General features: G+C 74.0%; 14 protein-coding genes and 1 pseudogene. 8 read left to right on the top strand and 7 right to left on the bottom strand.

Annotated elements, in window-relative coordinates; all coding sequences use genetic code 11:
- Position 1: 1 nt before the first annotated feature.
- From ACTWM8_RS14595 to ACTWM8_RS14585, 3 genes and pseudogenes are all read right to left on the bottom strand, one after another.
- Positions 2-1,233, bottom strand: a pseudogene (locus tag ACTWM8_RS14595) (low temperature requirement protein A).
- A gap of 124 nt (positions 1,234-1,357) precedes the next feature.
- Positions 1,358-5,806, bottom strand: coding sequence for a HAMP domain-containing protein (locus tag ACTWM8_RS14590; protein WP_446214556.1), 4,449 nt, complete (start codon positions 5,804-5,806; stop codon positions 1,358-1,360).
- A 229-nt stretch (positions 5,807-6,035) separates the two neighbouring features.
- Positions 6,036-6,929 carry a winged helix-turn-helix transcriptional regulator gene (locus ACTWM8_RS14585; protein ID WP_446214308.1) on the bottom strand — a complete coding sequence of 298 codons (894 nt, stop codon included), beginning with the start codon at positions 6,927-6,929 and terminating at the stop codon, positions 6,036-6,038.
- Between the two features lie 85 nt (positions 6,930-7,014).
- On the opposite strand from ACTWM8_RS14585, the gene ACTWM8_RS14580 reads away from it, so the two are divergent.
- From ACTWM8_RS14580 to ACTWM8_RS14570, 3 genes are all read left to right on the top strand, one after another.
- The gene (locus ACTWM8_RS14580) at positions 7,015-8,277 is read left to right on the top strand and encodes an MFS transporter (protein WP_446214307.1); all 1,263 of its coding nucleotides are present in this window, start codon (positions 7,015-7,017) and stop codon (positions 8,275-8,277) included.
- Positions 8,278-8,400: 123 nt separating this feature from the next.
- Positions 8,401-8,619, top strand: coding sequence for a hypothetical protein (locus ACTWM8_RS14575; RefSeq protein ID WP_446214306.1), 219 nt, complete (start codon positions 8,401-8,403; stop codon positions 8,617-8,619).
- 98 nt (positions 8,620-8,717) lie between these two features.
- Positions 8,718-9,638 carry a 5'-3' exonuclease gene (locus ACTWM8_RS14570; RefSeq protein WP_446214305.1) on the top strand — a complete coding sequence of 307 codons (921 nt, stop codon included), beginning with the start codon at positions 8,718-8,720 and terminating at the stop codon, positions 9,636-9,638.
- A gap of 57 nt (positions 9,639-9,695) precedes the next feature.
- Here ACTWM8_RS14570 and ACTWM8_RS14565 read toward each other — a convergent pair whose 3' ends face one another.
- The gene (locus ACTWM8_RS14565) at positions 9,696-12,497 is read right to left on the bottom strand and encodes a DEAD/DEAH box helicase (protein ID WP_446214304.1); all 2,802 of its coding nucleotides are present in this window, start codon (positions 12,495-12,497) and stop codon (positions 9,696-9,698) included.
- 164 nt (positions 12,498-12,661) lie between these two features.
- Here ACTWM8_RS14565 and ACTWM8_RS14560 point away from each other — a divergent pair, with 164 nt between their 5' ends.
- The 3 genes from ACTWM8_RS14560 (at position 12,662) to ACTWM8_RS14550 (ending at position 15,478) form a co-directional block, all read left to right on the top strand.
- A complete protein-coding gene (locus ACTWM8_RS14560) occupies positions 12,662-13,348 on the top strand; it encodes an HAD family hydrolase (RefSeq protein WP_446214555.1) in 687 nt (228 codons plus the stop codon).
- A gap of 84 nt (positions 13,349-13,432) precedes the next feature.
- Positions 13,433-14,134, top strand: coding sequence for a TetR/AcrR family transcriptional regulator (locus ACTWM8_RS14555; protein WP_446214303.1), 702 nt, complete (start codon positions 13,433-13,435; stop codon positions 14,132-14,134).
- A gap of 348 nt (positions 14,135-14,482) precedes the next feature.
- The gene (locus tag ACTWM8_RS14550; RefSeq protein WP_446214302.1) at positions 14,483-15,478 is read left to right on the top strand and encodes an EamA family transporter; all 996 of its coding nucleotides are present in this window, start codon (positions 14,483-14,485) and stop codon (positions 15,476-15,478) included.
- On the opposite strand, the gene ACTWM8_RS14545 is transcribed toward ACTWM8_RS14550, so the two are convergent.
- Positions 15,441-16,367 (bottom strand): diacylglycerol kinase family protein, encoded by a 927-nt coding sequence (locus ACTWM8_RS14545; RefSeq protein WP_446214301.1) that lies wholly within the window; start codon positions 16,365-16,367, stop codon positions 15,441-15,443. The genes ACTWM8_RS14550 and ACTWM8_RS14545 overlap by 38 nt on opposite strands.
- A 59-nt stretch (positions 16,368-16,426) precedes the next feature.
- Positions 16,427-17,470, bottom strand: a complete 1,044-nt coding sequence (locus tag ACTWM8_RS14540; RefSeq protein WP_446214300.1) for a zinc-dependent alcohol dehydrogenase family protein — start codon at positions 17,468-17,470, stop codon at positions 16,427-16,429.
- A gap of 470 nt (positions 17,471-17,940) precedes the next feature.
- Between ACTWM8_RS14540 and ACTWM8_RS14535 the strand changes: the two genes are divergently transcribed.
- A complete protein-coding gene (locus ACTWM8_RS14535) occupies positions 17,941-19,281 on the top strand; it encodes a carbohydrate-binding protein (protein ID WP_446214299.1) in 1,341 nt (446 codons plus the stop codon).
- Positions 19,282-19,580: 299 nt separating this feature from the next.
- Positions 19,581-21,023, top strand: a complete 1,443-nt coding sequence (locus ACTWM8_RS14530; protein ID WP_446214298.1) for a cellulase family glycosylhydrolase — start codon at positions 19,581-19,583, stop codon at positions 21,021-21,023.
- Positions 21,024-21,134: 111 nt separating this feature from the next.
- Here ACTWM8_RS14530 and ACTWM8_RS14525 read toward each other — a convergent pair whose 3' ends face one another.
- Complete coding sequence (locus ACTWM8_RS14525; RefSeq protein WP_446214297.1) at positions 21,135-22,793, bottom strand: FAD-binding dehydrogenase; 1,659 nt, start codon at positions 22,791-22,793, stop codon at positions 21,135-21,137.
- Positions 22,794-22,886 lie beyond the last annotated feature (93 nt).

The raw sequence follows: 22,886 nt of genomic DNA, 5'->3' as shown, positions 1-22,886 counted from the left end.
CTTAACGGTCGTTTGGGCGCTCCCGGGAGTCGGTCGCCGGTTCGGACGCACCCGCCCCGGGCCGGGCCCGGTGCCGCCGCTCCTGCACGGCGGTGACCAGGAGGACCACGGCGAGCAGGCCGAGCGCCACCACCGCGGGCAGGGCATGACCGAGCGGCAGCAGCGCCAGGATGACACCGACGAGGGCCACCTGGGCCCGGCGCACCTGATGCGCCGAGAACCGCAGGAAGAGCAACCGGCCGACCAGGAACAGCGCCGTCCCGCCGTACAGGGCGGTGACGCCGGGCCAGCTCATCGACCCGGCGGCCGGCGGCGCGCCGTGCACGACGGTCAGCACCTCCTCGACGCCGAGCGCGACGTAGATGACGCCGACGACGAGCAGCAGGTGGGAGAGGCTGTAGGCGTCGCTGGCGATCCGGTCCCGGCGGTCCCCCGTCGACAGGTCGAGCGTCCGCTCGGCGGCGGGCGCGACGTGGTCGAAGTAGAGCCACCACAGGCAGACGATCACCGCGAGCCCGACCAGCGCCGCGCCGAGCACCGGCGGCCGGGTCACGGCCGATCCGGCGCCGACACCGGCGGCGACCAGCGATTCGCCCAGCGCGATGATCAGGACCAGCCCGTGCCGTTCGGCGAAGTGGTGCGGGTTGCGCAGCGGCCAGCCACCGCGGAAGGCGTGGGCGAGCCGCTGCCCGCCGACCTCGACCGCGAACGCCAGCACCCAGAGCGCCGACTGCGCCGCGCCGCCGAGCAGCGCGCCGAGCACGAGCGGCAGCCAGCCCACGGCGCTGGCCGCCGCGAAGACCGGATCCGGGTGCGCAGGCCCGGCGTCGCCGCCGCCGCCCAGTAGTAGAGCGCCAGGTGCACCGCGCGCAGCAGCACGTAGGCCAGCGTCAGCAGCAGCGGACCGCCGAGGCCCGGGCCGGACGACCAGGCCTGCGGCATGACCAGGGCGGCGACGAAGAACGCGGCCATGGCAGCCAGGACACCCACGCGGACCACGCCGACGTCCGCGGGTGTCTGGTTGCCCAACCACGCGTACGACGACCAGGAGAACCAGAGCAGCACGAGCAGGAGCAGTCCCCGCGCCATGGACTGCGGGGACGGCGGCTGCCCCATGAACGCGATGATCCGGGTGAGCGCGAAGACGAAGACGAGGTCGAAGAAGATCTCGAAGGTGGTGGCCGGATGGTCCCGCGCAACCCGGGCCGCCGGGCCGCGCGCCGAGAACCGCACGGCACCACCACCCGTCCGTCCCGCCGACTGGATCCGATGCTAGGGCTGGTGGCGGGCCGGACGGGCGCGTCGGGAAAAACGTCCGCCTCCCAGGGCACGGGGTCCCGGGAGGCGGACGGCGGCGTCAGCTGCTGAGCCAGCGGTGGATGCAGTGCAGCAGGTCGTCGGCGTCGACCGGCTTGGTGACGTAGTCGCTGGCGCCGGAGGAGATGCTCTTCTCCCGGTCGCCGTGCATCGCCTTGGCGGTGACGGCGATGATCGGCAGTTCGGCGTAGCGGGGCATGGCCCGGATCGCCGCCGTGGCGGCGTACCCGTCCATCTCCGGCATCATGACGTCCATCAGCACCAGGTCGATGTCGTCGTGGCGCATCAGCGTCTCGATGCCCTTGCGGCCGTTCTCGGCGTAGACGACGTCGATGCCGTGCAGTTCCAGGATGTTGGTCAGCGCGAAGACGTTGCGGGCGTCGTCGTCGACGACGAGAACCTTGCGCCCGGTCAGCGCCGCGGCGAACGCGTCCCCGGCCAGCGCGGCGTCGGCGGTGGGGGGCGTGAGCGGCACGACCCGCTCGGGGCTCTCCGCCGACAGGTGCAGGGCGATGCGCTCGCGCAGGTCGTCCAGGCTGCGCAGCACCTCCAGCGGCCGGTCCTTGGCGATGGCCTGGAGCAGCGTCTCCTGGCCGGCGGTCAGCGGCTGCCCGTGGTAGGCCAGCACCGGCAGGCGGTGCAGGTCCGGGTGGTCGTCGAGCGCCTTGAGCAGGGCCGTCCCGCCCTCGACGGACATGTCCAGGTGCAGCACCAGCAGGTGATGCCGGTGCGCGGCGAGCGCCTCGATCGCCGACGTCGTGTCCACCGCCGTGGACACGTCAACCGCGTGCTCCGCCGGCCCCGCCGCGACGCCCTGGGCGAGCATGGTGAGCAGGCCGTTGTCGTGTCCCTCGAGCACCAGCAGGCGCCGCTGCTCGGTACGCCGGTAGGTGTCCGGCTCCGCCGTCCCGACCAGGTGACCGCCGACCGGGCCGGCGGCCTCGACGCCGTACGGCCCGACGACGGTGGCGGGCAGGTAGAGGGTGAAGGTGCTGCCCTGGCCCAGGACGCTCTGCGCGGTGATCCGGCCGCCCAGCAGGTGGGCGATCTCGCGGCTGATGGAGAGACCGAGGCCGGTGCCCCCGTACCGGCGGCTGGTGGTGCCGTCGGCCTGCTGGAACGCGTCGAAGATGGCGGTCAGGTGCTGCTCGGCGATGCCGATGCCGGTGTCGATCACCCGGAACGCGATGACGGGCTCCGCCGGCTCGACGCCGCCGGGCAGCTCGTCCGGCCGGGCCCGCTCGATGCGCAGCTGCACGCTGCCCTGCTCGGTGAACTTGACCGCGTTGGAGACCAGGTTGCGCAGCACCTGGCGCAGCCGCTGCTCGTCGGTGTGCAGGGTGGTGGGCACGTCCGGGCCGGTGACGATGTCCAGCTCCAGCCCACGCGGCGTGGTCAGCGGGCGGAAGGTGGCGTCGACGTAGTCGCGCAGGACGGACAGGTCGAAGGTCTCCGGGTTGATGTCCATCTTGCCGGCCTCGACCTTCGACAGGTCGAGGATGTCGTTGATCAGCTGCAACAGGTCGGTGCCGGCGGAGTGGATGACCGTCGCGTACTCGACCTGCTTGCTGGTCAGGTTGCGGTTCGGGTTCTGCGCGAGCAGCTGGGCCAGGATGAGCAGCGAGTTCAGCGGGGTACGCAGCTCGTGGCTCATGTTGGCCAGGAACTCGGACTTGTACTTCGAGGCGAGCGCGAGCTGCTGGGCGCGCGCCTCCAGCTCCTGGCGGGCCTGCTCGATCTCGGAGTTCTTCGTCTCGATGTCGTGGTTCTGCCGGGCCAGCAGCGCCGCCTTGTCCTCCAGCTCGGCGTTGGAACGCTGCAGCTCCTCGGAGCGGGCCTGCAGCTCCTCCGACCGGGTCCGCAGCTCGGCCGCGAGGCGCTGGGACTCGGTGAGCAGGATATCGGTACGGGCGTTGGCGACGATGGTGTTGACGTTCACCCCGATGGTCTCGGTGAGCTGGTCGAGGAAGTCGCGCTGGGTGTCGGTGAACCGGCTCATGCTGGCCAGCTCGATGACACCGAGCACCTGGTCCTCGAAGAGCACCGGCAGCACCACCAGGTGAAGCGGGGCGGCGGCCCCCAGGCTGGACGAGACGGTCACGTAGTCGGCCGGCACCGCGTCGACCACGATGGCCTGCTTGCTCACCGCCACCTGGCCGACGAGGGAGTCGCCGAGGACGTAGCGGCGCCGGGTGGCGTCGTGCCCGTAGCCGCCGACGACCCGCAGCGCCTTGCCCTCGGCGAGGTCGTCGACCAGCAGGAACGTGCCGAGCTGCGCGGAGACCAGCGGCGCCAGCTCGTTCATCACCAGACCGGCGACCACCTCGAGGTCGCGGTGGCCCTGCATGAGCCCGGAGATGCGGGCCAGGTTGGTCTTGAGCCAGTCCTGTTCCTGGTTGGTGCGGGTGGTCTCGCGCAGCGACTCCACCATCGAGTTGATGTTGTCCTTCAGCTCGCCGACCTCGCCCGGGGCGTCCACAGTGATGGACCGGGTCAGGTCGCCGGTGGCGACGGCGCTGGTCACCTCGGCGATCGCCCGCACCTGGCGGGTCAGGTTGCCGGCCAGCTCGTTGACGTTCTCGGTGAGCCGCTTCCAGGTGCCGGAGACGCCCTCGACCTCGGCCTGACCGCCGAGGCGGCCCTCGCTGCCCACCTCCCGGGCCACCCGGGTGACCTCGGCGGCGAAGCTGGAGAGCTGGTCGACCATCGTGTTGATGGTGGTCTTCAGTTCCAGGATCTCGCCGCGGGCGTCGACGTCGATCTTCTTGGTCAGGTCGCCCTGCGCCACCGCCGTGGTGACCTGGGCGATGTTGCGGACCTGGCCGGTGAGGTTGTTCGCCATCGAGTTGACGTTGTCGGTGAGGTCCTTCCAGGTGCCCGCGACGTTGGGCACCCGGGCCTGACCGCCGAGGCGTCCCTCGGTGCCCACCTCGCGCGCCACCCGGGTCACCTCGTCGGCGAAGGCGCTCAGCGTGCCGACCATCGTGTTGATGGTCTGGGCCAGGACCGCGACCTCACCCTTGGCCTCGACGGTGATCTGCCGGCTCAGGTCGCCCTGGGCGACGGCGGTGGCGACCAGGGCGATCGAGCGCACCTGGTTGGTCAGGTTGTTGGCCATCTCGTTGACGTTGTCGGTCAGGTCCTTCCAGGTGCCGCCCACGTTGGAGACCCGGGCCTGACCGCCCAGCCGCCCCTCGGTGCCGACCTCGCGCGCCACCCGGGTCACCTCGTCGGCGAACGCGGAGAGCTGGTCGACCATCGTGTTGATGGTCTCCTTCAGCGCCAGGATCTCCCCCCGCGCGTCGACCCGGATCTTCTGCGTCAGGTCGCCCTTGGCGACCGCGGTGGTGACCTCCGCGATGCTGCGCACCTGCGCGGTGAGGTTGTCGGCCATGACGTTGACCGACTCGGTGAGGTCCTTCCAGGTGCCGGAGACGCCCTTCACGTCGGCCTGGCCGCCGAGGCGACCCTCGGTGCCCACCTCGCGGGCGACCCGGGTGACCTCGTCGGCGAACGACGACAGCTGGTCCACCATCGTGTTGATGGTGCTCTTCAGCTCCAGGATCTCGCCGTGCGCGGTGACGGTGATCTTCTGCGACAGGTCACCCCGCGCCACCGCGGTGGCCACCTGGGCGATGCTGCGCACCTGGTCGGTGAGGTTGCCGGCCATCGAGTTGACCGAGTCGGTCAGGTCGCGCCAGGTGCCGGCGACGCCGCTGACCTGGGCCTGGCCGCCGAGCCGCCCGTCGGTGCCGACCTCCCGAGCGACCCGGGTGACCTCGTCGGCGAACGACGACAACTGGTCCACCATCGTGTTGATGGTGCTCTTGAGCTCCAGGATCTCGCCGCGGGCGTCGACGGTGATCTTCTGCGACAGGTCGCCCCGGGCCACGGCGGTGGTGACCTGGGCGATGTTGCGGACCTGGCTGGTCAGGTTGCCGGCCATGAAGTTCACCGAGTCGGTGAGGTCGCGCCAGGTGCCGGCGACGCCGGGCACCTCGGCCTGACCCCCGAGGCGGCCCTCGCTGCCCACCTCCCGGGCGACCCGGGTGACCTCGTCGGCGAACGACGACAGCTGGTCCACCATCGTGTTGATGGTGATCTTCAGTTCGAGGATCTCGCCGCGCACGTCGACCGTGATCTTCTGCGACAGGTCGCCTCGCGCCACCGCGGTGGCCACCTCGGCGATGTCGCGGACCTGGTCGGTGAGGTTGCCGGCCATCGCGTTGACCGAGTCGGTGAGGTCCTTCCAGGTGCCGGAGACGCCGGGCACCTCGGCCTGACCGCCGAGCTGGCCCTCGGTGCCGACCTCCCGGGCCACCCGGGTGACCTCGGAGGTGAACAGCGACAACTGGTCCACCATGCCGTTGAAGACGGTGGCGATCTCGCCGAGCAGCCCGTCGGCGTCCTCGGGCAGCCGGGTGCCGAAGTCGCCGTCGCGCACCGCCGTCAGGCCCGCCAGCAGCTGCCGCAGGCCCGGATCGGCCATCGGGCCGCCGGCGCTCGGAGCCGTCTCGCGTCGCCGCGGCACCGTCTGTTCGACCACCACTCGCCCCCATCGCCGAGCCGCCGGGCACGGGCGGAGCCGTGCCGGCGACACCATCAACCGCGCAAGTATGCCCATTGGGCGAGCGGCCCGCATGGGAGAGCGAACCGGGGTGAGCTGCGCCGGCGTGGCGGGGACGGCGGTGGGCGGGTGACGCTCGGGCGTACCCGGGTCAGTGCGGCGACGGGAGCCCGCACGACTGACGGACCAGCTCCACCATCTCCGCCACCGAGCCGGCCGGGTCGGTCACCGGGAACTGCACCGCGCGGACCACGGCGTCGGGGTCGACCAGCAGGGTGAGCCGCTTGAACCGGTCCACCCCGCCGGCCCGGAACGTCGGCAGCAGCAGCCCCGCCGCGAGCCGCCCGTCCTGGTCGGACAGGAGCGGGTACGGCAGCCGGGCGTACCCGGCGAAGGCCTGCAACTGGTCGGGGCGCTGGGTGCTCACGCCCCGCACCTCGGCGCCGGCGGTCCGGATGAGCTCGTGCCGGTCGGCGTACGTGCGGGCCTCCAGCGTGCACCCGACGGCGCCGGGAATGTCCCCCCAGCCCGGCGGGAGTCCCTGGTCGCCGGGGGCGAACGCCCCGGGGAAGAGGTAGAGCACCGTCCAGCGGCCCGGTACGGCCGGCGGCTCGTCGCCGCCGTCGTGCCGGGGCAGCGTGACCGCCGGCAGCCGGCGGCCGACGAACTGGCGCACCCGGCGGGCCTCGGCGGAGTCGGCGCGCGCAGTCCCGGTGAGGGCCCCGTCGCCCAGCACGTGCCGGCTGCCCCAGTCCTGAAGGGCGACCAGCACCGGCAGCAGCCCCTCCCCCTTCGGCGTGAGCAGGTAGTCGTAGCGCGGCGGATGGTGCGAGTACGCCTCCCGGCGAAGCACCCCGTGCTCGACCAGCGCGGCGAGTCGTTCGGTCAGCGCCCGGCGGCTGACCCCCAGCTCGCGCTGGAGCGCGTCGAAGCGGGTGGTGCCGCCGGCGACGTCGCGCACGATCAGGAAGGTCCACCAGTCGCCCAGCACGCCGAGGGCCTGGGCGATGCCGCAGTCGGCGTCGGCGAGGTCCGCCCGCCTCAATTACCCACCCCCTCGCTCGGTCCGCCGTCGACTATAGTCCGTTCCAGATTGGAACTCACTGGCTCGGGGACGGGGGTTGACGGTCATGACCGTCGAGCAGGGAGCCGGAGTGTTCTGGCGCTGGTGGGCCGCCGGCACGACCAGCCTGGTCGGGTCGGCGGTCGGCGGGGTGGCGCTGCCGCTGACCGCGCTGACCGTGCTGGACGCGACCGCCTTCGAGATGGGCCTGGTCGCCGCCGCCGGCTACGTGGCCTGGCTGGTGATCGGGCTGCCCGCCGGGGTCATCGTGCAGCGGTTGCCGCTGCGCGGCGCGCAGGTCGGCGCCGATCTGGCCCGCGCCCTCGCGGTGGCGTCCATCCCGCTGGCCTGGTGGTGGGGGTGGCTGACCGTCGCCCAACTGGTCGTGGTGGCGCTGGTGGTCAGCTTCGCCAATGTGCTCTTCGACGTCGCCAACTCCACCTTCCTGCCGGCCATCGTCGGCCGCGAGCAGCTGCACTCCCGCAACAGCCTGACCTCGGCCACACACGCCGCCACCCAGCTCAGCGGCCCCGCGCTGGGCGGGCTCGCGGTGCAGGCCCTCGGCGCGGTGCCGACGGTGCTGGTCGACGCGGCCAGCTACCTCGTCTCCGCGGCGCTGCTGCGCTCGCTGCCGGCCCGCCGCGCGAACGCCCCCGACCGGTGGCCCCCGATCCGCCAGATGATCGGCGAGGGCTGGCGGTACGTGACCCGCCACCCGGTCATGGGCCCGACCATGTGGACCGCCACCGCGGTGAACTTCGTCTGCGGGGCGCAGCTCGCGGTCTACCCGCTCTACCTCGTCCGCGAGCTGCACGCCCCGGCCGTGCTGGTCGGCGTGCTGCTCGCCGTGGAGGGCGTCGGGTCGCTGGTGGGCGCCGCGCTGACCCCGTGGATCACCGGTCGGTGGGGCACCGCCCGATCGGTCCTGGTCGCCTGCCTGGTCTCCGTCGCCGGCGCGTTCGTCGTCCCGCTCGGGGTCGGCTGGCCGGCGTACCTGGCGTTCGCCGTCGGCAACGTGGTCTTCGCCGGCAGCGTGGTGGTGCTCAGCGTGACCACCCGCACCTACCGGCAGACGGCCAGCCCACCCGAGCTGCTCTCCCGGGTGATGGCCACCGTCCGCTTCGTCTCCTGGGGCGCGATCCCCGTCGGCGGGCTGGTCGCCGGCGGCCTCGCCGGTGTCGTCGGCGCGCGGGGCACCCTGTTCGTCTTCGCCGCCGCCGCGGTCTGCGCGCCGCTGGCCCTGCTCCGCTCGCCCGTACGCCGGCTGCGCGACTTCGCCGACCTGCCGGTCGACCGGGCCGGGGACCGGGACGTCGTCGGCGCCCGCTGAGCGGACGCGACGCTCTCGTCGTTCGCCGGTCTGCCGGGTGCGGCCTCGGCCACCGGTGATTCGGTCCGCCCGCCGATCGTCGCCGATAGCCTGGACCGGAGTCGGTCGGCGGAAGGGGGCACGGTGGCGCAGGAGCGCGCGGTCGGGCGGCGTCGCCGGTTGCTCGTAGCCGGCATCCTCGCCGTGCTCGGCCTGGCGCTGCTCGGGCTCGGGCTGACCGTCGCCGACGGCGTCCTCGCCGGCGTCGAGGTGGTGCTGGCGATCGTGCTGCTGCTGGCCAGCTACGCCCTGCAGTATGTGGCCCGTCGCGAGACGCTCTACCGCCACGACGACGAGCGGTGAGCCACGGCGGGACGGCAAGGGCCCGGACCGGAGCCGACCGGGTCGGCGCGGCACGCCACGTCCCCACACCGTCGTAGGGCTGTGACAGGCTGTCGGGCGTGGCACAGCGACCCCCGATCCTGCTGATCGACGCGCCGAGTCTCTACTTCCGGGCCTACTTCGGCATTCCCGAGTCGGCCGCGAAGACCGAGGACGGCCAGCCGGTCAACGCCGTCCGCGGCTTCCTCGACATGCTCGCCCAACTGGTGCGCACCCGCCGCCCCGACCGGATGGTCTGCGCGCTGGACCACGACTGGCGGCCGGCCTGGCGGGTGGAGCTGCTGCCGTCGTACAAGGCGCACCGGGTGGCGCCGCAGGGCGGCGAGGTCGTGCCGGACACCCTCTCCCCGCAGGTGCCGATGATCCTGGACGTGCTGGAGACGATCGGCATCACCGCGGTCGGCGCGACCGGCTACGAGGCCGACGACGTGCTCGGCACGCTGTCGGTGACCCAGGACGCGCCGGTGGAGGTGGTCTCCGGCGACCGCGACCTGTTCCAGCTCGTCGACGACGTGCGCGGGGTGCGGCTGCTCTACATCGGGCGGGGCGTGGCCAAGCTGGAGGACTGCGACGACGCGGCGGTCCGCGCCCGCTACGGGGTGCCCGCCGACCGGTACGCCGACTTCGCCGCGCTGCGCGGCGACCCGAGCGACGGGCTGCCGGGCGTGCCCGGGGTGGGTGAGAAGACGGCCGCCCGGCTGATCGACCGGTACGGCGGCCTCGCCGGCATCCTCGCCGCGCTGGACGAGCCCGGTTCCGGCTTCGCGCCGGGGCTGCGCACCAAGCTGGACGCGGCCCGGGGCTACCTGGCGGTCGCGCCGAAGGTGGTGGAGGTGGCGCGGGACGTACCGCTGCCGGCGCTGCCCACCGCGTTGCCGACGGCGCCCGCGCAGCCGGAGCGGCTGCTGGAGCTGGCGCAGCGGTGGAACCTGGCCGGCTCCTGCCGGCGACTGGTCGACGCACTCGCCGACCGGCCCTGACCACCGGCCGGGGCGGCCGGCGGGGCGGGCCGGGACGGGCGACGGACGCCGCGGGTCTCAGGTGGAGAAGTGGTATGCCAGCACGCCGCGGTTGACGGCGGCGATCGCCTGCCGCGCGGTGGACCGCAGGTCGGCCGAGGCGCCACCGGAGTCGGCGAGCTGACCGAGCAGGTCGACGACCTGCCGGGACCAGCGCACGAAGTCGCCGGCGGGCATCTCCCCGTCGATCTCGTGCCCGCTGGCCAGCACCTTGGCCAGGGCCTCGCCCCGGGCCCAGCGGTAGATCGGCCAGGCGAAGCCGAGGTCCGGCTCGCGGGTGACGGTGAGACCTCGGCCGGCCTCGTCGGCCTCGATCTCCCCCCACAGCTTGAGCGTCTCGTCGACCGCGTCGGCGACCGGACCGCGCGGCAGCCCGGCCCGCTCGTCGACGTCGCGGCGGGCCTCGAAGACCACCACCGAGACGGCGGCGGCCAGCTCGGCCGGGGAGAGCCCGTCCCAGACGCCCCGGCGCAGGCACTCGGCGACCAGCAGGTCGGCCTCGGTCCAGATCCGGCCGAGCATCCGGCCGGCGTCGGTGACCCCGCCGTCGGCGGAGAGGTAGCCCCGGGCGGTGAGCAGCGCGACGATCCGGTCGAACGTCCGGGCCAGCGAGCCGGTCCGGCCGGCCACCCGCTGGCGCAGCTCCTCGGTGTCCTTCTCCAGCCGGCGGCTCCGCTCCGCCCAGCGGGCGTGCTCCTCCCGGTCCGGGCAGGCGTGGCAGGGGTGGTGGCGCAGCTCGGTGCGGAGCTGGCTGAGCCGGTGGTCCTCGCCGGCGGCCTGCCGGGACCGGCCGCCCCGGCGACCGCCGTGTCGGTCCAGGCCGGTGCCGCTGACCTCGGCGGCGAGGTCGCGCCGGGCCCCCGGGGAGCGGTGGTTGAAGTGCTTGGGCACCCGGATGCGGGCGAGCACCTCCGCCGGGGTGGTGAAGTCGCCGGGGCTGACCCGACCGGCCCAGCGGTCCTGGGTGAGCACCAGCGGGCGCGGCTCGCCGAAGCCGCCGGTGGCCGGGTCGAGGACGACGGCGAGCCCGGCCCGACGGCCGGACGGCACCCGGATCACGTCGCCGACCCGCAGCCGCTCCAGGGAGGCGACCGCCGCCGCCTTGCGCTGGGTCTGCCCCTGCCGGGCGATGGCCCGCTCGCGGTCGGCGATCGCCACCCGCAGCGCGAAGTACTCGTCGAAGTCGCCGTGGTGGCAGGCGGCCTCCACCCCGTACGCCTCGATGGTCTCGGTGTTGCGCTGCACCTGCCGGGCCAGGCCGACCACCGACCGGTCCGCCTGGAACTGCGCGAACGACGACTCCAGCAGCGCCCGGGCGGGCTCCGCGCCCACCGTGCCGACCAGGTTGACCGCCATGTTGTACGACGGCCGGAAGCTGGAGCGCAGCGGGTACGTCCGGGTGGAGGCGAGCCCGGCGACGTGCCGCGGGTCGGTCTCCGGGGACCACACCACCACGGCGTGCCCCTCGACGTCGATGCCGCGCCGGCCGGCCCGGCCGGTGAGCTGGGTGTACTCCCCCGGCGTCAGGTCGACGTGCGCCTCGCCGTTGAACTTGACCAGCCGTTCCAGCACCACGCAGCGGGCCGGCATGTTGATCCCCAGCGCGAGGGTCTCGGTGGCGAAGACCGCCTTGACCAGGCCGCGGACGAACAGCTCCTCGACGACCTCCTTGAACACCGGCAGCATGCCGGCGTGGTGCGCGGCCAGGCCGCGCTCCAGCCCGTCGAGCCACTCCCAGTAGCCCAGCACCGTCAGGTCCTCGCCGGGGATGGCGGTGACCCGGGACTCGACCACCCGGCGGATCTCGGCGCGCTCCTCGGGCGAGGTGAGGCGCAGCCCGGCGGCGAGGCACTGCTGCACGGCGGCGGCGCAGCCGGCGCGGCTGAAGATGAACAGGATCGCCGGCAGCAGCCCCTCGCGGTCGAGCCGGTCGACGATGTCCGGACGCATCGGGCCGCGCCAGCGGGGACCGCGCCGCCCGGCGCCGGGACCGGCGCTGCGCCCCTCGCCCAGCTCCAGGCGGCGCACCGTGTCGCGGGTGTAGCGCAGCAGCTCCGGGTGCACGTCGTGCTTGCGGGCCGCGTCCGCGTCGTGGAACAGGTCGAACATTCGCTTGCCGACCAGCATGTGCTGCCACAACGGCACCGGCCGGTGCTCGCTGACCACCACGGCGGTCTCGCCGCGCACCGTGACCAGCCAGTCGGCGAACTCCTCGGCGTTGGAGACGGTGGCCGACAGCGAGACCAGGGTGACCGAGGCGGGCAGGTGGATGATCACCTCTTCCCAGACCCCGCCGCGGAACCGGTCGGCGAGGTAGTGCACCTCGTCCATCACCACGTAGGCCAGGCCCTCCAGGGTGGCCGAGCCGGCGTAGAGCATGTTGCGCAGCACCTCGGTGGTCATCACCACCACGGGGGCGTCGCCGTTGATCGCGTTGTCGCCGGTGAGCAGGCCGACCTGCTCGGCGCCGTACCGGTCGACGAGGTCGTGGTACTTCTGATTGGACAGCGCCTTGATCGGCGTGGTATAGAAGCACTTGCGCCGGGCGGGAGGCTGCTCGCCGCCGCCGGCCGCCGCCGGCCGCGCGGGCGTCCCCCGCAGGGCCAGGTGTACGGCGAACTCGCCGACGACCGTCTTGCCGGCGCCGGTGGGAGCGCAGACCAGCACGCCGCTGCCCCGCTCCAGGGCCTGGCACGCCTCGCGCTGGAAGTCGTCGAGGTCGAACCCCAGATCGAGGGCGAACTCGTCCAGCGCCGGGAACTGGGAGGCCTGCGCGGCCCGGCGGCGCGCCGCGGCGTACCGCTCGGCGGGGCTCGACATGTCCTCAAGATTAGTGCGTACTCCGCACGGCTACCCGCCAAGGCCGTCCGGTGGGGTGGTCGGTGGGGGTCGGTAGGGTGCACGACGTGCCGGATCATGCCCAACCGCCCCTTGTCCCGAGCGGCGCCGACGACGCCGTCCGCCCGGGTCCGCCCCGCCGCGCCGTGGAGGCGGTCCTGTTCGACTTCCACGGCACCCTGGCCCAGGTGGAGGAGCCCCACGAGTGGGTACTCCAGGCGGCTGCCGCGTGCGGGGTGACCTTGGAGCGGATGCGGGCCACCGCGCTGGCCGACCGGCTGCTCACCGCGGGTCGGGCGGGCGGGCCGCTGCCGGCGCGGGTGCCGCCGCGGCTGGCCGAGCTCTGGGCCGACCGGGATCTGTACCCGTACGCGCACCGGGGGGCCTACACCGGGCTGGCCGAGACGGTGGACGCCGGCATCGAGGGCTTCGCCGAGGCGCTCTACGAGCGGCTGCTGGTCCCGGAGGGCTGGGTGCCCTACCCGGGCGTCGAGGCCACCCTGGGCGCTCTGCACAAGGCGGGGGTGAAGGTGGCGGTGGTGAGCAACATCGGCTTCGACATCCGGCCGCTCTTCGCCGCCTGGGGTCTCGACGGGCTGGTCGACGCGTACGCCCTGTCGTACGAGGTGGGGCGCTGCAAGCCGGACCCGGGGATCTTCCTGCGCGCCTGCGGAATGCTCGGCGTGGACCCGGAGCGGACGCTGATGGTGGGCGACACCCCGGCCGACGCCGGCGCGGTCAACGCCGGCTGCGCGGTGCTGGTGCTGCCCTGCGCCGACCCGGGCCGGGACAACGGCCTCGGCGCGGTGCTCGACCTGACGCTGCGCGACTGACCTGCGGCAATACATCAGCGCTAACAGGATCTTGATAATCGCGTTAGGACCGGCCGCTAACACCGAGGGGTTACCGTCGCTATCGTGACCGAGACGTCGGCCCGGGACCGGATCGTGCGGGCCGCCGCCGCGCTGCTCGCCGAGGGCGGCCGGGCGGCGGTCTCCACCCGCGCGGTGAGCCGCGCCGCCGGGGTGCAGGCCCCCACCATCTACCGCCAGTTCGGCGACCTGCGCGGCCTGCTCGACGCCGCCGCCAGCTACGGCTTCGCCGCGCACCTGCACGCGCAGGCCACCCGCGAGCCCGCCGACGACCCGGTGGACGACCTGCGCCGGGGCTGGGACATGCACGTCGGATTCGGCGTGGCCAACCCGGCCTTCCACACCCTGATGTACGGCGACCCGCGCCCCGGCGCGCGCCCCACCGCCGCCCGGGTGGCCGCCGACATCTTCCGCCAGCTCGTCGTGCGGGTGGCCGAGGCGGGGCGGCTGCGCGTCGACGTGGACCGGGCGGCCGAGATGGTCCACGCGGCCAGCTGTGGCGTCACCCTCACCCTGATCGAGGGCGGCGACCCGGGCCTGTCGGTCGCGACCCGGGAGGCGGTCGTCACGGCGATCTGCGCCGACAGCCCCGCCGCCCGCGCCATCCGCCCACCCGACCGGCCGGTCCGCCACGCCGTCGCGCTGCGGGCGGCGCTGCCGCAGCTGGCCGGCGACCTCACCCCGGCCGAGCGGGCGCTGCTCGCCGAGTGGCTGGACCGGCTGGCCGGCGCCGACCGGCAAGCGTGACCCACTCCGTCCCGTCGGCGTGGCGGGATCCAGGCGCACGGGCAACCGCCGGGTCAGCGAAACGGCCGGCGCGTCGACCGGCACGCGCGACCTACTCCGCTACGGCGGCATGGCGGGATCCAGGCGCGCGGGCAACCGCCTAGTCAGCGACACGGCCGGCGCGCCGACCGGCAGGCGTGACCCACTCCGCTACGGCGGCATGGCGGTGGCCGAGGGGGCGGGAGACCGCCAGGTCGGCGACATGGTGAGCCGGCCGGGCGGCGGCGAGCGCCGTGGCTGGTGTGTGGGCCTGCACGTGTCGGGCCACCGGCTGCGGGCCGGCCCGGTGGGCGCACTAGCGTCGCGGGAATGGACTCCCACGCCCGCCCGTCGACGCCCGCCCGCATCCTGCGACGCTGGGGCACCGGCCAGGTGGGGGCGGTCGGGCTGGTGCTCGGCGGCGCGCTGTCGGTGCACTTCGGCTCGGCGGTCGCCGCGCTGCTCTTCCCCCGGGCCGGGGTGGCCGGCACGGTCACGCTGCGGCTGACCATCGGCGCGCTGCTCATGCTGCTGGTGTGCCGGCCCCGCCTGCGGGGCTACGGCCGGGGCGACTGGGCGTCGGTGGTCCTGTTCGGGCTCGCCCTGGCCGGCATGAACTCGGTGTTCTACCAGGCCATCGAGCGGATCCCGCTGGGGCCGGCGGTGACCCTGGAGGTGCTCGGGCCGCTCACGCTCTCGGTGCTGACCGCCCACCGGTGGACCGCCTGGTGCTGGGCCGGTCTGGCACTGGCCGGGGTGGCGCTGCTCGGCCAGGGCGGGTTCGACCGGCTGAACCCGGTCGGCGCCGACCTGGCACTGGGCGCGGGGGCGCTCTGGGCGGCGTACATCGTCTGCTCGGCCCGGGTCGGCGGCCGGTTCCCCCGGGCCGACGGGCTGGCCCTGGCCATGACGGTCGCGGCCCTGCTCACCCTGCCGTTCGGGCTGGCCGACGCCGGGACGCGGCTGTGGCACCCGGCCGTGCTGGCGCTCGGCGCCGGGCTGGCGCTGCTCGCCTCGGTGCTGCCCTACACCCTCGAACTGCTGGCGCTGCGCCGGCTGGCCACCTCGACCTTCGCGGTGCTGATGAGCCTCGGCCCGGCGCTCGCCGCGCTCGCCGGCTGGCTGGTCCTCGGGCAGGACCTGCACGTGACGGAGGTGCTCGCCATCGCCCTGGTGGTCGCCGCCAGCATCGGAGCCGTACGGGCCGGCACGCCGCGCACCGCCGACCGACCGGAGCACCCCGACGCCGCACCGGCCGGCCCGGTGGCCACCGGCACCGAGGAACAGCTCAGCGCAGCAGCCGCACCGCCCCCGGCACGGCGGTGATCCGCACCGGCAGGTCGAGGGAGCGTTCCCCGTCGGCGTACGTGGTGATGCCCTCGGCGGCCAGCTCCACGGTGCGGGCCCGGTAGCTGCGCACCAGCGGGTGCGTCACGTGGGTGCCCTGGTAGATGCGCGGCTTGACCCGCATCAGGGTGCGCCGGTCGAACCGCCCGCCGACCACCACGTCCAGCAGCCCGTCGGTGGGGTCGGCGTCCGGGCAGATCCGCATCCCGCCGCCGTAGCTGGCGCCGTTGCCGACCGCCACCAGCACCGCGTCCAGCTCGTGCACCTCGCCGTCCAGGCGCAGCGTGTAGCGGCGCGGGCGCAGCCGGGCCAGCTCGATCAGGATCGCCAGGTCGTAGCGGCGGGGACCGCGCGGCCAGCGCATCCGGTTGGCCCGCTCGTTGACGATCGCGTCGAAGCCCGCCGCGAGCACCGCCCCGTACCAGCGGTCGCCGCCGTCCGCCCCGGTCATCCGGGCCAGGTCGACCGGCCGGGTGCGCCCCTCGCGCAACGCGGCGGCGATCACCTCGACGGCGTCCAACGGGTCGGCCGGGAAGCCGTTGTCGGCCGCGAAGTCGTTGCCGGTGCCGGCCGGGACCGGGCCGAACGGCACCGCCGTACCGGCGACCGCCTGCAACGCCCGGTGCACCGTGCCGTCGCCACCGACCGCGATCAGTGCGCCCGCGCCGTCGGCGACCGCGGCGTGGCAGGCCGCCTCCGCCTCGGCCGGGGTAGCCGCCTTCAGCAGCTCGACCGGGCGGCCGGCGGTGGCCAGCCGCTCCAGCAGTGCGGGCAGCAGGCCACGGTGCCGACCCCGGCCCGCGGTGGGGTTGGCGAGCACGGCCACGGGGCCGGTCGAGGAGTGATCGTCTGCGGTCACGGCGAGCACCGTACGGTACGGCGGACGCCGCCCACCAGAGGCGGCGTCGTCACCGGCGGTAGTGGCGGTCAGAAGGTGATGCGGACCTTCAGCGCGGTGCGCTCGTCCATCGCCCGGTAGCCGTCGGGCACCCCGTCGAGGGTGACGGTCCGGTCGAAGACCGGCGACGGGTCGATGGTGCCGTCGAGCACGTCGGCGAGCAGCTCCGGGATGTAGGTGCGGGCCGGAGCGACCCCGCCGCCGAGGGCGACGTTGCGGCCGAACATCTGGCGGATGTCCACGCCGGCGCTGCCCCCGTGCGGCACCCCGACGTAGCCGACCGCGCCACCGTCGCGGGCGATCGAGATCGCCGTACGCATGGACTCCTCGGTGCCGACGGCCTCCAGCACGGCGTGCGCGCCCTGCCCCTTGGTCAGCTCCCGAACAGCGGCGACCGCCGCGTCGCCGCGCTCGGCGACCACGTCGGTGGCGCCGAACGCCCGGGCGATGTCGGTGCGGGCGGTGTGCCGGCCCAGCGCGATGATCTGCTCGGCACCGAGCCGCCGGGCGGCCAGCACCCCGCAGAGCCCCACCGCGCCGTCGCCGACGACCGCGACGGTGACGCCGGGGCGGACCCGGGCGGCGAGCGCCGCGTGGTGGCCGGTGGACATCACGTCCGACAGCGCCAGCAGCGCGGTGAGCAGGCGCTCGTCGCCGGCGGCCTCGGCGGGGAGCCGCACCAGCGTGCCGTCGGCGTACGGGACGCGGACGGCCTCGCCCTGCCCGCCGTCGGAGCCGGGCTCGCCCCAGAACCCGCCGTGCGGGCAGGAGGTGGGCAGGCCCTCGCGGCAGAAGTCGCAGACCCCGTCGGACCAGACGAACGGCGCCACCACCAGGTCACCCACGCGTACCGAGGTCACCTCGGTGCCGGTGGCCTCCACCACGCCCAGGAACTCGTGGCCGATGCGCTGCCCCGGCTGGCGGGCGGCCACCCCCCGGTACGCCCACAGGTCGCTGCCGCAGATGCAGGCGGTTACCACCCGGACGACCGCGTCGGTCCGGTGCCGCACGGCGGCGTCGGGGACCTCCTCGACGCGGATGTCGTTCGGGCCGTGGATCACGGTGGCGCGCATGTGACCGTCCTTCGGGGGATCGACAGTGATCGGCGGCACGCCGCCGCCGGGCGGGCGGGCAACGGGCCCGGACGACCGTACCGGCACCGGGGACGCGCCCCACGCGGCGCGGAGCCGGGGTGGCGGGCCTCACCCCGCACCCACCCCGGCGCCGGCCCGGTCGGGAGCCGCCCGCCTCGGTGATCAAGAAGTTTGCGTCAGGTCCGGGGCTGATTCCGACGCAAACTTCTTGATCACGCAGAGCCGAAGGGTGCGCCGAGGGTGGGAGGTGACGGATGGTGTGATGGCGGACTCCGAGGGCTCGTACCGCTGCGCCGGCGACCGGCTGGTGATCCGGCTGGCGGCCGACGACGGGTCGTGGGGCGAGGAGACCTTCGTCCGTAGCCGCGCCTGACGGACCGAGACATCGCGACATTCACATTTAACAAAGTTAACTGATAGCCTCCCGCGCATCGACGAGGAGGTATGTCATGCGACTCCGACCCGCACTCACCGCCCTGGCCGCCGGCCTGGCGCTGGCCACGGCCGCCGCCGCCCTGCCGACGACGCAGGGGCTCGCCGCGGCCACCACCGACGTCGCGGCCGTCGCCTGCACCGCGCCCGCCTGGGCCGAGGGCACCACCTACCCGGCGGGCAGCCAGGTCAGCTACGCGGGCCGGCGCTACGAGGCCCTGGTGACCCACACGCCACCGCCGGGCGCCGGCTGGAACCCGGCAGCCACGCCGGCGCTCTGGCGGGACCTCGGCGCCTGTGACGGCGGCGGCACGCCCACACCGACGCCGTCGCCCACCCGCACCTCGTCGCCCACACCGACGCCGACCGCGACGCCGACCGCCACCCCGCCGCCCGGCACGCCGACCTGCGCGGTCAAATCCCGGCCGGCGGGCAAGGTGCTGCAGGGCTACTGGGAGAACTGGGACGGCGCCGCCAACGGCGTCCACCCGCCGCTGGGCTGGATCCCGATCACCGACCCGCGGATCATCGGACACGGCTACAACGTGGTCAACGCCGCCTTCCCGGTGATCCGCGCCGACGGCACGGCGCTCTGGGAGGACGGCATGGACGCCACCGTCAAGGTGCCCACCCCCGCCGAGATGTGCCAGGCGAAGGCGGCCGGCCTGACCATCCTGCTGTCGATCGGCGGCGCCACCGCCGGCATCGACCTCAGCTCGACGGCGGTCGCCGACCGGTTCGTCGCCACGGTGGTGCCGATCCTGAAGAAGTACAACTTCGACGGCATCGACATCGACATCGAGACCGGCCTGATCGGCAGCGGCGACATCAACCGGCTCTCCCCCTCCCAGGCGAACCTGATCCGGATCATCGACGGGGTGCTGGCCCAGATGCCGGCCGGCTTCGGCCTCACCATGGCCCCGGAGACCGCGTACGTCACCGGCGGCAGCGTCACCTACGGCTCCATCTGGGGCGCGTACCTGCCGATCGTGAAGCGGTACGCCGACAACGGCCGGCTCTGGTGGCTGAACATGCAGTACTACAACGGCAGCATGTACGGCTGCTCCGGCGACTCCTACCCGGCGGGCACCGTGCAGGGCTTCACCGCGCAGACCGACTGCCTCCACACCGGACTGGTCGTCCAGGGCACCACGATCCGCGTCCCGTACGACAAGCAGGTCCCCGGCCTGCCGGCGCAGCCCGGTGCCGGCGGCGGACACCTGCCGCCGTCGTCGGTGGCGCAGGCGTGGAACACCTACCGCGGCGGGCTGAAGGGGCTGATGACCTGGTCGCTGAACTGGGACGGTGCTAAGGGCTGGACCTTCGGCGACAACGTCCGGTCCCTGCAGGGCCGCTGAGATCGACTCCCCCGGCCCCGCCCCCGCTCACCGGGGCGCGGGGCCGGCCTGCGCCCGCGCCCTGCGGTCGGGCGGCCGGACCCGCGCCGGACACTTCGACGCATCGACATGTTGCGAGGATGTTGCGGACGGCTCTAGGCTGCTATGGGAGCGCTCCCGAGCCTCGTCCGGGCATCGAGGCGACACCTGGCACCGCCTGCGACCGGTGGGTGATGTGTGGGCACCACATCCATCCGGTCCACGGCCGGCCCGGGCACCACCACCTCGCACCCGACCCCCGCACAGATTGAGACGGTCCCATGCAGAAGATCCCCCGCCCGGCGCGGCGGCACCTGCTCGCCGCCGGTGCCGCGGCCGCACTGACCATCGGCGCGTCGGCGTTCCTGCCGGTCGCCAACGCGATGGCGGCACCCGGCTGCGCCGTCACCTACACGACCAGTTCCTGGACCGGCGGGTTCACCGCCAACATCACGATCAAGAACCTCGGGGACGCGGTCAACGGCTGGACCCTCGGCTTCAGCTTCCCGGACGCCGGGCAGCGGGTGGGGCAGGGCTGGTCGGCGACGTACCAGCAGAGCGGCCAGTCCGTCACCGCGCAGAGCCTGAGCTGGAACGGCTCCCTGGCCGGCGGGGCGTCCACCACCATCGGCTTCAACGGCACCTGGACCGGCAGCAACCCGGCGCCCACGTCGTTCACCCTCAACGGCACGGTCTGCACCGGCGCGACGACCCCCACCACCCCGCCACCGACCACCACGCCGCCCCCGACCACGCCCCCGCCGACTACGCCCCCGCCCACCGGCCAGACGCCGGCGGCGGTCAACGGTCAGCTCCGGGTCTGCGGGGTGAACCTGTGCAACCAGTACGGCCGGCCGATCCAGCTACGCGGCATGAGCACCCACGGCCTGCAGTGGTTCGCCCAGTGCTACAACGACGCGTCCCTCGACGCGCTCGCCACCGACTGGCGCGCCGACCTGCTGCGGATCTCGATGTACGTGCAGGAGGGCGGCTACGAGACCAACCCGAGCGGCTTCACCGACCGGGTCAACACGCTGGTCGACGAGGCCGGTGAGCGGGGCCTGTACGCGCTGATCGACTTCCACACGCTGACCCCCGGCGACCCGATGTACAACCTGGAGCGGGCCAAGACCTTCTTCGCCGCCGTCTCGGCCCGCAACGCCAACCGCAACAACGTCATCTACGAGATCGCCAACGAGCCCAACGGGGTCAGCTGGCAGACCATCAAGAACTACGCCGAACAGGTCATCCCGGTGATCCGGGCCAACGACCCGGACGCGATCGTCGTCGTCGGCACCCGGGGCTGGTCCTCGCTGGGCGTGTCGGAGGGCGGCAACTCCACCGAGGTGATCAACAACCCGGTGAACGCCAGCAACGTCATGTACGCGTTCCACTTCTACGCCGCGTCGCACAAGGACAACTACCGGGCCGAGGTCGAGCGGGCCGCCGCCCGGCTGCCGCTGTTCGTCACCGAGTTCGGCACGGTCACCTACACCGGCGGCGGGGCCGTCGACGCGGGCAGCAGCACCGCCTGGCTGGACCTGCTGGACCGGCTGAAGATCAGCTACGCCAACTGGACCTACTCCGACGCCGACGAGGGCAGCGCCGCCTTCAAGCCGGGCACCTGCTACGGCGGCACGTACGCCGGCACCGGCGTGCTCACCGAGTCCGGCGTCTTCATGCGCAACCGGATCCGTACCCCGGACAACTTCCCCACCAGCTGACCGGAGCGACACCGCACGGCGCCCGTCCCGGTCGGGGCGGGCGCCGTCCGTTCCGGCGGCGACGCGCCGGCCGGTCGCGGGGCGGGGCCGCCCCGCGACCGGCGGGACCCGTCAGGCGACGGCCGCCGCGGCGGCCCGCCCGGCCGTCCGCCCGGAGAAGAGGCAGCCACCGAGGAAGGTGCCCTCCAGGGCGTTGTAGCCGTGCATGCCGCCGCCGCCGAACCCGGCGACCTCGCCGGCGGCGTACACCCCGCCGAGCGGCTCGCCGTCGGCACGCAGCACCCGGCCGGAGAGGTCGGTGTGCAGCCCGCCGAGGGTCTTGCGGGTCAGCACGTGCAGCTGGACGGCGATCAGCGGGCCCGCCGCCGGGTCGAGCAGGCGGTGCGGGGTGGCGACCCGGACCAGCCGGTCGCCCCGGTACCGGCGGGCGCCCCGGACGGCGTGCAGCTGGGCGTCCTTGCCGAACGGGTGGGCGATGTCGCGGTCGCGCGCCTCGACCAGCCGGCGCAGCGGCGTGACGTCCAGCTGCGGGCCGCCCGTCTCGGCCGCCAACGCGTTCATCCCGTCGACCAGCTCCTCCAGGGTGTCGGCGACCACGAAGTCGGCGCCGTGGCGCTTGAACGCCTCAACCGGGCCGGGCGCGCCGGGACGGACCCGTTGCAGGACCTGCCGGACGCTGCGGTTGGTCAGGTCCGGGTTCTGCTCGGAGCCCGACAGCGCGAACTCCTTCTCGATGATCTTCTGGGTGAGCAGGAACCAGCTGTAGTCGTGGCCCGTGCTCCGCAGGTGCCGCAGGGTGGCGAGGGTGTCGAAGCCGGGGAACAGCGGCGCGGGCAGGCGCCGGCCGGTCGCGTCGAGCCACAGCGACGACGGGCCGGGCAGGATCCGGATGCCGTGGTCCGGCCAGACCGGGTCCCAGTTGCGCAGGCCCTCGGTGTAGTGCCACATCCGGTCCGGGTTGATCACCTGCCCGCCGGCGGCCTCGGTGATGCCCAGCATCCGGCCGTCGACGTGGGCGGGCACCCCGGCGACCATTCGGGTCGGCGGCGTGCCGAGCCGCGCCGGCCAGGCCCGCCGGACGAGGTCGTGGTTGCCGCCGATGCCGCCCGAGGTGATGATCACGGCCTGCGCGCCGTACGCGAAGTCGCCGACGGCCACCCGGGAGGTGCTGCGGCCGCGCGGGGCGTCGTCGGGTTCGAGGACCGTCCCGCGTACCCCGGTGACCACGCCGCCGGCGGTGACGAGTTCGTCGACCCGGTGCCGGAACAGCAGCCGCACCCGGCCGCGCGCGACGGCGTCCTGGACCCGCCGGGCGAACGGCTCGACCAGCCCCGGGCCGGTGCCCCAGGTGACGTGGAACCGGGGTACGGAGTTGCCGTGGCCGTCGGCCGCTCCCCCGCCCCGCTCGGCCCAGCTGACCACCGGGAAGACCCGGTGCCCCATCCCCCGCAGCCAGGCCCGCTTCTCCCCGGCCGCGAAGTGCACGTACGCCTCAGCCCACCGGCGCGGCCAGTGGTCCTCGGGCCGGTCGAAGGCCGCACTGCCCGTCCAGTCCTGCCAGGCCAGCTCGACCGAGTCGCGGATGCCCATCCGCCGCTGCTCGGGCGAGTCCACCAGGAAGAGGCCGCCGAACGACCAGAACGCCTGCCCGCCGAGGTTCTGCGCGGGCTCCTGGTCGAGCAGCAGCACCCGCCGACCCGCGTCGGCGGCCTCGGCGGCGGCGACCAGGCCGGCCAGCCCGGCGCCGATCACGATGACATCCGTATCCATGCCACCGACGCTATGTACGAGGTTGCCAAGATGGTGGCGGTCCACGCGCAAGATCCAGGGTAGGTTTTGTAACCCGGATGACAAAAGTGAGGG

Source organism: Micromonospora sp. IBSANI012 (assembly GCF_052814045.1).
Note: the sequence above shows the minus strand (reverse complement) of the source record. Positions and strands in the feature narration are given on the sequence as shown.